This is a genomic window from Acaryochloris thomasi RCC1774, assembly GCF_003231495.1.
GTDB lineage: Bacteria > Cyanobacteriota > Cyanobacteriia > Thermosynechococcales > Thermosynechococcaceae > RCC1774.
On record NZ_PQWO01000001.1, the window covers coordinates 87,874 to 100,170 of the forward strand.

Here is a 12,297-nt window from a genome sequence, read left to right on the forward strand (position 1 = left end):
GCTTACTGAGACTGCAGGTAAGCTTCCAGTGCATCAGAGGCTAGCTCGGTCAGCGTTTGACCTTCAGCTTGCGCCTTATCCTTAAGGCGACTGTAGACCTCCGGCCGCAGATTGACACGGTGCCGCACTCTGGTCTTGGAAACCGCGCTCGGATCGTAGGTTTGGGCAAACTGGCGCAGGGACTCGAAAGAGATGCGATCGCAAAAATCGCCAAAGCTCTCAGACTTACCGCTGCGAGACTGCTTAAAGTAAACCAGCAGCGGCTCTAATGTCGCCTCTAGCTCCTGAATCGGCATCAATTCCTGATAAACGCGAGCCAACCGAGTTTGATGGGGGCAACCACCCAGCCAAAGCTGATAGGTTTCGGGCTTAATGCCCACAAACCCCACCTCCGCCATGTAGGGGCGGGCACAGCCATTTGGGCAACCCGTCATCCGAATCACAAAATGCTCCTGTTCCAAACCCAATCGATTCAGCAACGCCCGAAGCCGGTCCACAATACTCGGGATGACTCGCTCAGACTCTGTAATCGCCAGACCACAGGTCGGCATCGCCGGACAGGCCATCGCATAGCGCACCAGCGGCTCGATCTCCTCCGCCATTTGGACGCCGTGACTCTGCAAGAGCTGCTGAATTTCTGAGCGCTGACCGGGTTGAATGTTGTACAAAATCAGATTCTGATTTGCCGTCATCCGTATCGGTAACTGGTAGGTTTTCACCAGCATCCTCAGAGCCGTTTTCAGACGCAAATCCCCTTGATCATAGACCCGACCATTTACCATCGACAGCCCGAAGAAGAGCTGACCATCCCCCTGCTCATGCCAGCCCAGATAGTCTTCGTACTTAAAATCAGGCAGCGACCGGAACGCCTCTAAAGACTTACCAAAATACTGTTCAACAACCCCTTTAAACTTTTCAATTCCCCAGTCATTCACCAAGTATTTCATCCGCGCATGACGACGCTGGTGGCGGTCGCCATAATCTCGCTGAGTCGCGACTACAGCCTTGACCAGATCGTAGATATCGTCCTTTGCCACAAACCCCAACGGGTCAGAGATACGCGCGAAGGTTTCTTCTTTATTATGGGTGCGGCCCATGCCACCGCCCACCAGAACATTGAAGCCCTCCAGCTCATCTTGGTCGTTGGTGATGACCACCAGACCCAGATCCTGGGTATAAAGATCAATAGAATTATCTTCGGGTACCGTCACCGCAATTTTGAACTTTCGGGGCATATAGTGCTCCCCGTAGATCGGCTCTTCTGTACCTTTAATATTGGTATTGTGGCTGTTCCTCTGACGGGCAGCCTTAACTTCAGGATGCTCTTCTCCCGAAACAACCTTCTCACCATCAAGCCAGATCTCATAATAGGCACCCGTCTGGGGCGTCAGTAGATCAGCAATCCGATTGGCATAATCTTGCGCATAGGCATAGTCAGGTCGGTTCGTGTAGGGAACCGGCGGCGCCATCACATTACGATTGAGGTCGCCACAAGCCCCTAAAGTTGACCCCATACTCTTAATGATGCCAGCCATCACTGCCTTCAGGTTCTTTTTCAAAATGCCGTGCATCTGAAAAGCCTGCCGAGTGGTGGCCCGGAGCGTCTGATTGCCATAGGTTTCTGACAGATGATCGAGTGTCAGGTAAAGCTCAGGCGGTATGAAGCCCCCTGGGCAGCGGGTACGCAGCATGAACTGATAATCTTTCTCCTGCCCGCGAACTCGGTTATCCCGATTATCTTGCTGATAAGATCCGTGAAACTTGAGGATCTGAATCGCGTCTTCAGGCAAAAAGGACGTGGGTGTCTGCAGTTCTTGCACTAGAGGAGCACGCAGGAACTGACTATTTTCCTTGATCTTCTCAAGTTTGGAGGGCTTAGCAATCGAAGGAGCGGAAGGAGCGTTAACCATGTGTACAGGCGCAGAAAATAGACTTAAAGACAGAAAATCACCCCGGAGTAAGTGAGGCGATCAGGTAGCTAATAATTATTAAGGTAGATTAATTGAGACAAGATTGCCCGGTAATCCGGTCGGGATTAGGATGAATCCTATTCCATAATTGTACATCGCCCACTCTCTGAAGGGGGTGAGAGCAGGCAAGAGAGTCACCAAACTTCATAACATCCAACCTTGAAGCAGGCTCTAGACCCCTGAAAGGAGGCCAAAAACAATGGCCCCCAGCATTGATACATACCAATGGTGAGAGCCAATCGTGTTGGGTCGAGGCAAGATTCTCAGTCAGAATCCTGAACTCTATATCAAGACTAGTTTTGTGGTGTCGCTCCACCAGCACAATAACGGAGCTAAAGCGAAGAGTCCACCAGGGAAGTACCAGCGAATGCCTCAGTCATCCGATCAGCCCCATGCCGATCAACCAGTAACGACTCATCATGCGCATTATTTATTGATGAGGATGATTATGCCGAGCACAGTCTCGACTCCAGCACCGATCGAGGAACTGAATACGATGCTGCCGCCAGAATTGACTGGGGTGTAGCTGAAGCTGAACATCAGGGTGAAAGAGTGGCTGGTTAAGGTACTGCCACATAGGAAATCGGTTCGAGTTAGTCTGGCTTAGCATGATGATCTTGAAACGTGATGGAGTTAGTAAGGTCTAAATCTGTCTCTAAGATCAGAGTACCCAAGTCTCCTTTTCTTCTTTAAAGGGGCAAGGATGCAATTTGTATTATTTTTTACCGTTTGTCATTTTCTGCCATCGCCTAATCCCAGAATCGATCGACATTTGTCAAAATCAGAGCTGATCCCAGACCCGCCATCTTTTATAGATTCCTGCACGAAAAGGTCAAGATGCTCGCTAGAATCAAAGTTAATAATCTGTTAACGATTCATCCCCCATTGCTCTAATGCATCTGTAACTGGACAATAGGGTGGCTGGATTCATAGACGCTCATCTGTCTTTGTCACCCTTGGCCTTGCTATAGAGGAATTCACAAGTCCCATGTCCTTATTTGACTGGTTTGCAAATCGTCAAAAATCAAGTCCTGCACCACAGGCGCAACCCGAGCGAGATATCGCTGACGGGCTATGGACGAAGTGTGAGTCCTGCAGCGCATTGACCTACACAAAAGACTTACAGACGAACCTCATGGTCTGTGTAGAATGCAATCACCACATGCGTGTCTTCAGCGATGAGCGTATTCATCAGCTGATTGATGACGGAACTTGGTCAGCAATGGATGAAGATTTAATCGCCTGCGATCCGCTCAAGTTCAAAGACCGCAAGGCTTACTGCGAGAGGCTGCAGGACTATCAAGAGAAAACCGGACTGCGGGATGCAGTGCAGACCGGCTTGGGACTGATGGAAGGCCTACCCGTAGCATTGGGGGTCATGGACTTCCGGTTCATGGGAGGGAGTATGGGATCGGTTGTGGGTGAAAAGTTAACGCGACTCATTGAACAAGCCACTCAGGACCGTCGCCCGATCATCATTGTTTGCGCCTCAGGGGGAGCAAGAATGCAGGAGGGAATGTTGAGTTTGATGCAGATGGCAAAAACCTCAGCCGCACTAGAGCGACATCGAGCCCATCACTTTCTTTATATCCCCGTTTTGACCCATCCTACGACGGGTGGAGTGACGGCTAGCTTTGCCATGCTGGGGGATATGATTCTAGCTGAGCCTAAGGCGACGATTGGTTTTGCCGGACGCAGAGTGGTGGAGCAAACGCTGCGAGAGAAGCTACCCGATGACTTCCAGACCGCTGAATATTTGCTGGATCACGGCTTTGTTGATGCCATTGTACAGCGCCCACAACTGAAGGCCACGCTAGCGCGATTGATTCGAATTCACCAGCCTTTACCCAAGGTTTCAGATATGCCTAAGGGGCAGATGAATCCTGCTGCAGAGCATATTGGACGCTAATTTTGAATATTGCCAATATCACCATTCCAAACTATATCAAGCGCAGATTTGGGAAAGGGACCTCTCAATGGCATGATATTAGCAGAATCAATCAAGCTCATAATCATGGGGTTTGCAGACCTATCGATTACATAAATAGCGACAGATTACCCTTGCTCTGAAGAGGAGGTTGTGAGTCTGTGATCGCTTAATGTTGAGGATTTGTTTGCGTCCATGGGAGCTGCTCACTTGAGATGTATTGATTGATCTGTGTTGATGAGAGCCTGATTAAAGAAGCAAAATTGAAAGGAGAACTATGCTGAAAAGATACATGTTGCTGGCGGTGGCTACAGTCTTCTTGGCGTTCCAATTGTTGACGGGTAGTGCAAATGCTGTAGAAATTACCGAAGCCGTTCGGACAGTCTCTGCAGATGCCAGCGGGGCTACAGTGACCGCGAGCCTAGATGACCTGGCTAACGGTGAGCGCAAATTCAACTTTGCCTGCTCAATCTGCCATACCGGTGGCGACACAAAAACAAATCCAACCCTCAATCTGTCAACAGGGTCATTAGAAGGTGCAAACCCTTCTCGCAATAATGTGGCTGCGTTAGTCGACTACATGAATAATCCAACCACGTATGACGGTTTAGAAGAGATTGCTGAACTGCATCCCAGCACTCAGAGTGCAGATGTATTCCCTGCAATGCGAAATCTAAATGACGAAGATTTAGTCGATGTAGCTCAGTACATCTTGGTACAGCCCAATATTAAAGGCGAATCATGGGGCGGCGGTAAATCCACTCGCTAATCCTTTAGACCTGATGATGTTGAACATTGAATCCACTACTCATCACCTGGCTCGTTTGCTGCTGGTCCTTTGGGTCTATTCCCAATAGGCCAGCCAGCTCAAGCCGCCACCATCAATCTCTAAATTCGCCGTTATCTTAAGGCGACTGAAGCGGTTCCTGTAAAGGTGAATGCAGAGGGCCATACTCAATTGTTCAACCCTCAGCAGTGCAGCGATCTTAAGTTTTGGGTGCCGAGAGATGCCAGGAAGTTGGCTATCGGATAAAATAAGCTATCTGCCTTGGTCCTCAGGGCGTCGGAGACGACGCCGGGTTGGGGCGCTCAAGATTTTTGAATCTATTAGGTCTAAACATCTTTTGCGTGTAAGGGGCGTCGCGCATCCTAAAATACTGACGTGGGTATATGCTGGCTCACGATCTGAGCTGAGGCTTTGCCAAGGCTGGTCTTTACAATAAAATTTCTGTGAAACATCAGAGTTTTCACAGTCTGACATTATCTCAAGAGAGGAGAATCATTTTGAAAAAGCTACTATCTATTGCCCTAATGGCAATGGCACTTGTAACTGTTACTTTTGCAAGTCCTGCAATGGCGGCTGATGCTGGTGCCGGTGCTGGCGTCTTCAACGCAAATTGTGCTGTTTGCCATATGGGTGGCAACAATACGATTAACCCTGCGAAAACCTTAAAGCAGGATGACCTTTCTGCTAATGGCAAAGATACAGCAGATGCGATCGCAACTCAGGTCACCAACGGTAATGGCGCAATGCCTGCTTTTGGTAGCACTTTATCTGCTTCAGATATTGAGAACGTTGCAGCCTATGTTTTGGACCAAGCTGCAGCAGGTTGGGCTGGCTAAGCTGAAATAAATCGAAGATTCAGCACTCGCTGAAGGTTATAGGCCGGCTTCTCAAGTAGAGGAGCCGGTTTTGTTATCAGAGAGGCGATGATTAATGATCATTGATCCGCATCAAGTAACCGTAGAAACAGGCTCTAGTTATCCTGAGATATTTGAGTCTGCTGTAGCTGGGCGAATCAAGCAGCGGTTGGGTAATGCTGCAGGTTTGAAAAATTTTGGTGTTAACCTAACGCGGTTGGCGCCGGGTAGCCGTTCAGCGCTACGCCATTGGCATAGTCATCAAGATGAGTTCATCTACGTGCTTCAGGGAGCGATAACCTTGGTCACTGGCGAAGGCGAACAAGTCTTAAGAGCAGGGATGGCGGCGGGGTTCCCAGCGGGCACTGAAGATGGTCACCATCTAATCAACCGCTCTGATACTGACGTTGCATATCTCGAGGTGGGAGATCGCACGGCACAAGATCGCGTAAGCTACCCTGATAACGATCTGGTTGCCGTTCAAACAGAGTTGGGCTGGAAGTTTAGCCATCGAGATGGGGCGCCTTATCTTTAGAGCATCTGTTCCTCTAGACGAGGAACAGCGCTGGAAGACGCGCTACTGGGACAAATACACGATTTAAGCAAGAGCGTATAGGAAAGTTTGCAAAATCTCCGTAATTTCTCGGTTAACCACGGTTTAGTTATCTTTTACGATGTATTTATTGGGCTGTCATACCCCCCGCATATAGCCCAGCTGAGTCCCCGAAATGGCAACTTGTTCCGAAAGGACAAGGCGCAAACTGGCAGACCTAAAAACCATCTTAGGGGTATGGATGCTGTTGGTTCCGAAGGGACTTTACATAATCAAAGCCCAAGCCCCTGCCCTTCTGGGTGGGGGTTTTGGGTTGGAATCGGTCAGTTTAAGATATTTTGGCAGCTCTAACATCTATCACTTGTGAATCCAAGACAGGGAATTTTTGCCACCATTCAAGGATGCGGTTCCAGGCCCACCACTGGTCGCGGTCTCCGCTGTCGCGCTGTCCTGCTTCGCTATTCCAATAGCCGACATGTCCTCCATGATCAGTTAATACCAGCTCTAAGGCTGGGTTTTCGGTACTAAGGTGCTGCAATTCGGAAACGAGCGTCGGGTCAAACATAGGGTCATCCGCCGCATAGACGATCAGCGTTGGCTTCTTTAATTTCGGCAGTAGATAGAGCGGGCTGGTTGCAGCATAGTAATCTTCAACGGAATCGAAGCCTAGACGGCCAATGACGATCTCATTATCAAACCCCCAAATGCTGTTGGCGCGCTCAATTGCAGCGGGATCGATCGCCTCGGGATGGGTGGCATGAATTTGCCATAGCAGTTGCTTTAACGATTTTGCGATCGCACCTTCTAAATATTTACCTAGCGGTGCATTCACCAGATAGGATAATGAGCGATTTGATTCCAAGCTGGGGCAAATCACTGCGCCACCCGCCATTTCAGATTCCTGGATATTTAGTTCTGGCCCCCAGTCAGCCACGGTCTCGGCGGCGTTCACGGCCCACAGCGCCAACTGCCCGCCGAGTGAGTACCCTGTGAACCAGAAGGGCGCGGGACAGCCCATCGCTTTTGCCTGCGCCGCAATATGGACAAAGTCTTTGCCTTCAAAAATCCCGTCAGAGGTTAAGGCGGGCGAGAGTTCAGCCGTTTTGCCGTGGGCACGCCAGTCAAAGAGAACCACGGCATAACCGTCGGCATAGGCTTTGCGGCCCAGCAACCTCAAGTACCACTGATTGTCGAGCGTGCCGGTGATGCCGTAGGTGCCCACGATCGTTCCCTTGGCGTTTTCGGGAATGGCCATAATGCCAAAGATGGGGGTATCTTCAGCGCCAGTAAACACATGCTCTTGATAGGGTGGCTCAGGGGCAGCGATGGTGGCCTTCCAATTGCGATTTGCCCACAGCGCAATATACAGGGTCATGGTTAGACCATTTCTGAGCAGCAGAGGCGGAGTATACATCATTATTTTTGTACAGGGTTGTCTAAACTGGCCTGGGCATTGCGCTGTAGCATTTTGCGCGTGATGCGACGGAGGGCTGAAGCAGGGAACTTGCGATCGCGTTCTTCCTCCGACACCGTTGCTAGCTCGGCCAGAGTTGGCCCCACATTCCAGGGATAGGGTTGAAAGTCAGGGATATCTGTTTCTTTGGCAAACCGCTGATTCCAGGGACAAACATCTTGGCAAATATCACACCCTGCCACCCAGCCCTGCAGATTGTCAGCCACCTCTTGGGGGAGCGTCTCCGAACGATTTTCAATTGTGTGGTAGGCAATACAGCGATTGGCATCCACCACAAAGGGTTCCGTAATGGCTTGGGTAGGGCAGGCCTCTAGGCAGCGGGTGCAGGTACCGCAATGCTGAGTATGGGGCGTATCGGGTTCTAGCTCAAGGTTCGTGAGAATTTCCCCCAGAAAAATCCAGGAGCCATAGTCGCGGCTAATCAAGTTACTATGCTTGCCAATCCAGCCCAGACCTGCGCGTTCAGCCCAAACCTTATCTTGCACCGGGCCAGTATCGACGTAGTAACGCGTGCGGATGCCTTCACCTTGCGATTCTAACCATGCAGAAAAAGCCTTAAGGCGCTTCGTTAAGACTCGATGGTAGTCTCGCCCCCAGCCATACCGAGAGATCTTGGCGTATTGCTTTCCTTGTGGACGCTCTTGAGACGCGTAGTAATTCAAGGCAACGGAAATCACCGAACGCACACCCGGCATCACCTGCTCAATATCCTGCCGTCTCGGATCCTGCATCCAGGCCATTTCTGCTTGGTAGCCCTGCGCTAACCAGGACTGGAGAGTAGCCGTGTCGCGGGGCTGAACGGCAGAAATCCCGACCTTATGAAAGCCAATATCTAAGGCCTGTTGCTTTACCAGATCAGGGCAAAAATCCATTTCGTTAAAGCTGGGAGAGCCAATCGATGATTAACGGGTTCACCACTTCGGGGCGTTCATCGTGGGGGCAGTGGCCGGTGTTTGGAATCGTTTTGAACGTAACCTGAGTCTCCGCCTCTTCGCTGAGCAGGCGATAGATATCGGCGGTCGGCAGTGCCGCCCAAGGGTCGTTCTCACCCCAAAGCACCAGCAGCGGTTTCTCGATGCTGGGCAACAGCTCAGAAGGTCTTGGACCTGCCGGAGCCGTCATGATTGAGGCAAAGGCTTCCTGGGCACCCGGTGTGGCAGCAGCGGCATGGATCATATCCACCAGCTCATCGGTGATCGCTTCAGGGTTGCGGTAAACCTGAGAGAGAGAACCGCGAATGCGTTGCTTGGTTCGTACGCGATTGAAAAGGGATGGCCCCAGACGCTTCGAGGCAATCAGGGTATTGATGCCCCCCATTAAAATGCGCCGGACAACGTTCTGCTCGTCATCGCGCATATTCATATTCAAGCCCCCGGCAGAATTGAGGAGAACGCCGCCAGCGCTAATGTCAGGGTGATGTGCCAGCATCATCAAAGTAATCAGCCCCCCCATTGAGTTACCAATGAAGATGGCTGGCTCTTGAATAAACGCTGACCAGAAGTCCTGCAGCAGCTCTTGCCATATCTCTAGTCTGTAGTCGAGCTTTGGCTTATCCGAGGCTCCGAAACCGAGTAAGTCGAGGGCAAAGACACGGTAGCCCGCCGCTGCCAATACCGGAATATTTTTGCGCCAGTGACCAATGCAGGCACCGAAGCCGTGAACCAACACGAGGGGCTGACCAGTTCCCTGAACTGCGTAGTGGATCTGGTGGCCCTGCCAGGTCCAGGTTTGGGTTGAGATCGCAGGTGCGGCAAGTTGAGCAGTCATGGAATTTTTAGAATGGATATTCTTAATCTTCCTTAATGATATAGGGGTTGTCCCCATCTCGCAGGATGAGGTGACCGCCTATCCTCGAGCCATACCAAAGCTGAAGGCAATCGCGATTACACTTAGAGAAGGCAGTCGTGAGGAACAAATGACCAACGAGGAATTTGAGAAGCAGATTGAGCAAATGCTGGCAATTCAACGCCAATTGCAAGAGTCAGACTTGCGTAGAGCTGAGCGTTTAGACCGCGTGGACGAACAACTGACCCGCATTACAGAGCAGCAACTGCAGGCAGATCGAAAGTTTGATCTCCTAACGGAACAACAAATGCAAACAGAACAAAAATTTGATCGCTTAATAGATGTGGTCAACCTACAGACTCAGCGACTCTCTGGAGTTATTGAAGTCTTGGGTCTGCAAAATGAGCAGGTGCAGGAGCTGTTTGGTCGAGTTGAGATGTTAGAACGTCGCAAAGAGTCTTAATCAGAGCCTCAGTTTTTTACCTGGGTCGATCGATAGGGCAGCGGATCTTGGAGGCCCAACTTCGCAAAGGCGGCTAGCCGCAACTGACAAGAATCACACTCCCCACAGGCAATGGGAGGGGACTGTCCACCCCCATCGCTATAGCAGGACCAGGTTTTTTGCCACGGTACGCCGAGCTGATTTCCTAGCTCAATGATTTCAACTTTAGTTAGGTTTATGAGCGGCGACACGATTTCAATGGGCTGCCCTTCACGCCCTTGTTTCGTCCCCAGCCGGAAGACTTCACCCATTGCCTGAATATAGTCAGGGCGGCAGTCAGGATAACCAGAGTAATCGAGCTGATTAACACCAATGTGGACCTGCTGAGCTGAGATCGCTTCTGCATAGGCGAGGGCAAAGCTGAGAAAAATAGTATTGCGAGCCGGAACGTAGGTAACAGGGATCTGCTCGGACATTTCATCTAAGGAACGATGGGCTGGCAAATCAATATTTTGATCCGTTAGGGCAGAACCGCCCCAAAGCCGCAGATCGAAGTTGATGATTTGGTGTTCGGTGGCGTTGGCTGCTTTTGCAGTTGCGATCGCACTTTCTAATTCCTGCCGATGTCGTTGCTGGTAGTCGAAGGAGAGCGTATAGCAATCCAGCCCCTCCGCTTTAGCACGGTAGAGAACAGTAGAGGAGTCGAGGCCCCCCGAGAGTAAGATAACTGCTTTCATGGATATCAATCTTTCAGTAATTGCTGCACTAAAGAACTCGCCCCCCTTTCCAAAGGGGATTAAGGGGGGATCAGCCCTTCAATTACCTCACAGACCTGTTCAAAGCCTTGCAAAATTTGCTGATTAGTAAATCTCAATAGTCTCAAGCCATAACCCTCCAAGACCTGAGTTCTGGCTTGGTCATACTCTTTCACTTTTTCAACAGAGTGATGTCCCCCGTCAATTTCGATGACTAACTTGAGGCTGGGACAGTAAAAATCAACGATGAAGTGATCGATGGGACGTTGTCTTAGAACTCTGAATTTGAAGTTTTTTAGATAGCCGTACCAGAGTTTTTTTTCCGCTGGGGTCATGTTTTTGCGGAGTTGTTTGGCTCTGGCGATTAGTTTGGGGTTGTAGGCGAGGTGGAAGTTGCTTTGATTGAGATTGGGCATGATCCCCCCTTAATCCCCCCTTAAGAAGGGGGGTGGCTGTTGATGCTTTACATTAGGTGTTTGGGGACTGTTTACTGTGATGCTTGGGGCCAGTTGTAGGTTGAATATAGCAATACGCGGCTGAGTTAGGGCAGACCTTCTTTAGCAGACATGGTGTTCAAACATTTTGATGTCCTAATCAATACGTATACCGCTATATTTGATGGTTCATAGCTGGTATCTAGCTTTTGTTCTAACAATAAAATATCAGCAAGAATTCTCCCCCCTTTTTCAAGGGGGGCTGGGGGGGATCATCGCCAGCATCATACGAGAAACACTGCAGGCTATTGGCTAACCATCAAGGGGCGCAGGTAAACCTGCAATCAAAGGGACCGCTGTATCGGCTCCATTCACGTACCTTGATGATCTATTTTGATGTCGCGGGGCTTGGAGCAATACAGACAGAGTTGCAATCGCATCCTCTGCATTGCTCACCGGATGGGACCACTGAATAGCCCGCTGCTTCTGATCATCATACCGACGATCACAGGGAAGCGATATTAGCGGAATACCCAACGCAACAGCCTCAAAAATCGTGTTGTAGCCCGCTCCCCCCACAATCACATCTGCCTGCTGCAAAACCGTCATCCCCGGCCAGTGCTGTACCCAACACTCTTCGGGGCAGTTGTGCGGCTGCTGAAACGCTAAACAGCGCACCGTCACCTGCGGAAACGCAGCCTGAATCTTCGCCGTCAGTTCTCCCCAAAAATTTAGTTCGTCTGGATTACCTGCCGCAGAGATAATCACCAAGGGTTGAGGTGTATTGATTGGATCTAATTCTGGATGGCTCAACATCACCCACGGTTCAGTAATGACCGCTTGGGGCAAATCCGCAAAACAGGTGTCCTCTTTCTCCCCTGGGACTAAAACCAAATCGTATTGCTGGGCAACCCAGGGGACGAGATCTTTCGCAACCACATAGTCGGGATTCAAGACACGGTGAATCAGTACCTTAGGGATCTCGAGCATCGGTAGGCAGGTTACCAGTTCACCCCCCAGCCCCCTCGGGAAAGTATCAACAATCAAACAGTCAAATTCAGCATTCAAGATCTGCTCCTGAACCTGATGACTAGTCTCAGCCGGTTCTACCTGAGCCGATAGCACCTGCAGTTCTAAATGCGACGCTGGGACCGGCAGCACATTTGCCTGTAGCTGCTCTTGAACCCAGCTTGCGTAGGGAGAGTTGGTTAGAATGCGGACTCGATGCTGCTGTGCCGCTCTGCAACCCAGCGCGATCGCACGATTCAAGTGTCCCCAACCACCGCCAAGAGCATAAATGAGCCAGGTGGTCATAC

Annotated in this window: 13 protein-coding genes and 1 riboswitch; of the genes, 6 read left to right on the forward strand and 7 right to left on the reverse strand. The window is 50.5% G+C overall.

The window, feature by feature from the left end; translation table 11 throughout:
* Nucleotides 1-2 precede the first annotated feature (2 nt).
* Nucleotides 3-1,910 carry a sulfite reductase, ferredoxin dependent gene (gene sir, locus C1752_RS00530; protein ID WP_110984097.1) on the reverse strand — a complete coding sequence of 636 codons (1,908 nt, stop codon included), beginning with the start codon at nucleotides 1,908-1,910 and terminating at the stop codon, nucleotides 3-5.
* A 301-nt stretch (nucleotides 1,911-2,211) separates the two neighbouring features.
* Between sir and C1752_RS28235 the strand changes: the two genes are divergently transcribed.
* The 5 genes from C1752_RS28235 (at nucleotide 2,212) to C1752_RS00555 (ending at nucleotide 6,073) form a co-directional block, all read left to right on the forward strand.
* Nucleotides 2,212-2,496 carry a hypothetical protein gene (locus C1752_RS28235; RefSeq protein ID WP_158534974.1) on the forward strand — a complete coding sequence of 95 codons (285 nt, stop codon included), beginning with the start codon at nucleotides 2,212-2,214 and terminating at the stop codon, nucleotides 2,494-2,496.
* Nucleotides 2,497-2,958: 462 nt separating this feature from the next.
* Nucleotides 2,959-3,879 (forward strand): acetyl-CoA carboxylase, carboxyltransferase subunit beta, encoded by a 921-nt coding sequence (accD, locus tag C1752_RS00540; RefSeq protein WP_110984099.1) that lies wholly within the window; start codon nucleotides 2,959-2,961, stop codon nucleotides 3,877-3,879.
* A gap of 295 nt (nucleotides 3,880-4,174) precedes the next feature.
* The gene (gene psbV, locus C1752_RS00545) at nucleotides 4,175-4,666 is read left to right on the forward strand and encodes a photosystem II cytochrome c-550 (RefSeq protein ID WP_110984100.1); all 492 of its coding nucleotides are present in this window, start codon (nucleotides 4,175-4,177) and stop codon (nucleotides 4,664-4,666) included.
* A gap of 515 nt (nucleotides 4,667-5,181) precedes the next feature.
* Nucleotides 5,182-5,520, forward strand: a complete 339-nt coding sequence (petJ, locus tag C1752_RS00550) for a cytochrome c6 PetJ (protein ID WP_110984101.1) — start codon at nucleotides 5,182-5,184, stop codon at nucleotides 5,518-5,520.
* Between the two features lie 94 nt (nucleotides 5,521-5,614).
* Complete coding sequence (locus C1752_RS00555; protein WP_110984102.1) at nucleotides 5,615-6,073, forward strand: cupin domain-containing protein; 459 nt, start codon at nucleotides 5,615-5,617, stop codon at nucleotides 6,071-6,073.
* A 185-nt stretch (nucleotides 6,074-6,258) separates the two neighbouring features.
* Nucleotides 6,259-6,349: riboswitch (cyclic di-GMP riboswitch) on the forward strand.
* Nucleotides 6,350-6,419: 70 nt separating this feature from the next.
* Here C1752_RS00555 and C1752_RS00560 read toward each other — a convergent pair.
* The 3 genes from C1752_RS00560 to C1752_RS00570 are packed head-to-tail and all read right to left on the reverse strand — an operon-like array spanning nucleotide 6,420 to nucleotide 9,332.
* Complete coding sequence (locus C1752_RS00560) at nucleotides 6,420-7,505, reverse strand: YheT family hydrolase (protein WP_339373352.1); 1,086 nt, start codon at nucleotides 7,503-7,505, stop codon at nucleotides 6,420-6,422.
* A 2-nt stretch (nucleotides 7,506-7,507) separates the two neighbouring features.
* Nucleotides 7,508-8,437, reverse strand: coding sequence for a tRNA epoxyqueuosine(34) reductase QueG (gene queG, locus C1752_RS00565; protein WP_110984104.1), 930 nt, complete (start codon nucleotides 8,435-8,437; stop codon nucleotides 7,508-7,510).
* Nucleotides 8,438-8,441: 4 nt separating this feature from the next.
* Complete coding sequence (locus tag C1752_RS00570; RefSeq protein WP_110984105.1) at nucleotides 8,442-9,332, reverse strand: alpha/beta fold hydrolase; 891 nt, start codon at nucleotides 9,330-9,332, stop codon at nucleotides 8,442-8,444.
* On the opposite strand from C1752_RS00570, the gene C1752_RS00575 reads away from it, so the two are divergent.
* Nucleotides 9,331-9,813, forward strand: coding sequence for a hypothetical protein (locus C1752_RS00575; RefSeq protein WP_110984106.1), 483 nt, complete (start codon nucleotides 9,331-9,333; stop codon nucleotides 9,811-9,813). The two genes, C1752_RS00570 and C1752_RS00575, sit on opposite strands and share 2 nt — an antisense overlap.
* Before the next feature lie 8 nt (nucleotides 9,814-9,821).
* Here the strand turns inward: C1752_RS00575 and queC are convergent, their stop codons facing one another.
* The 3 genes from queC to C1752_RS00590 all read right to left on the reverse strand — a co-directional run bounded on the left by queC (nucleotide 9,822) and on the right by C1752_RS00590 (nucleotide 12,295).
* Complete coding sequence (gene queC, locus C1752_RS00580) at nucleotides 9,822-10,550, reverse strand: 7-cyano-7-deazaguanine synthase QueC (protein WP_274704408.1); 729 nt, start codon at nucleotides 10,548-10,550, stop codon at nucleotides 9,822-9,824.
* 38 nt (nucleotides 10,551-10,588) lie between these two features.
* Nucleotides 10,589-10,963 carry an endonuclease domain-containing protein gene (locus C1752_RS00585; RefSeq protein ID WP_110984108.1) on the reverse strand — a complete coding sequence of 125 codons (375 nt, stop codon included), beginning with the start codon at nucleotides 10,961-10,963 and terminating at the stop codon, nucleotides 10,589-10,591.
* A gap of 330 nt (nucleotides 10,964-11,293) precedes the next feature.
* Nucleotides 11,294-12,295, reverse strand: coding sequence for a glycosyltransferase (locus C1752_RS00590; RefSeq protein ID WP_110984109.1), 1,002 nt, complete (start codon nucleotides 12,293-12,295; stop codon nucleotides 11,294-11,296).
* Between the last annotated feature and the right edge of the window lie 2 nt (nucleotides 12,296-12,297).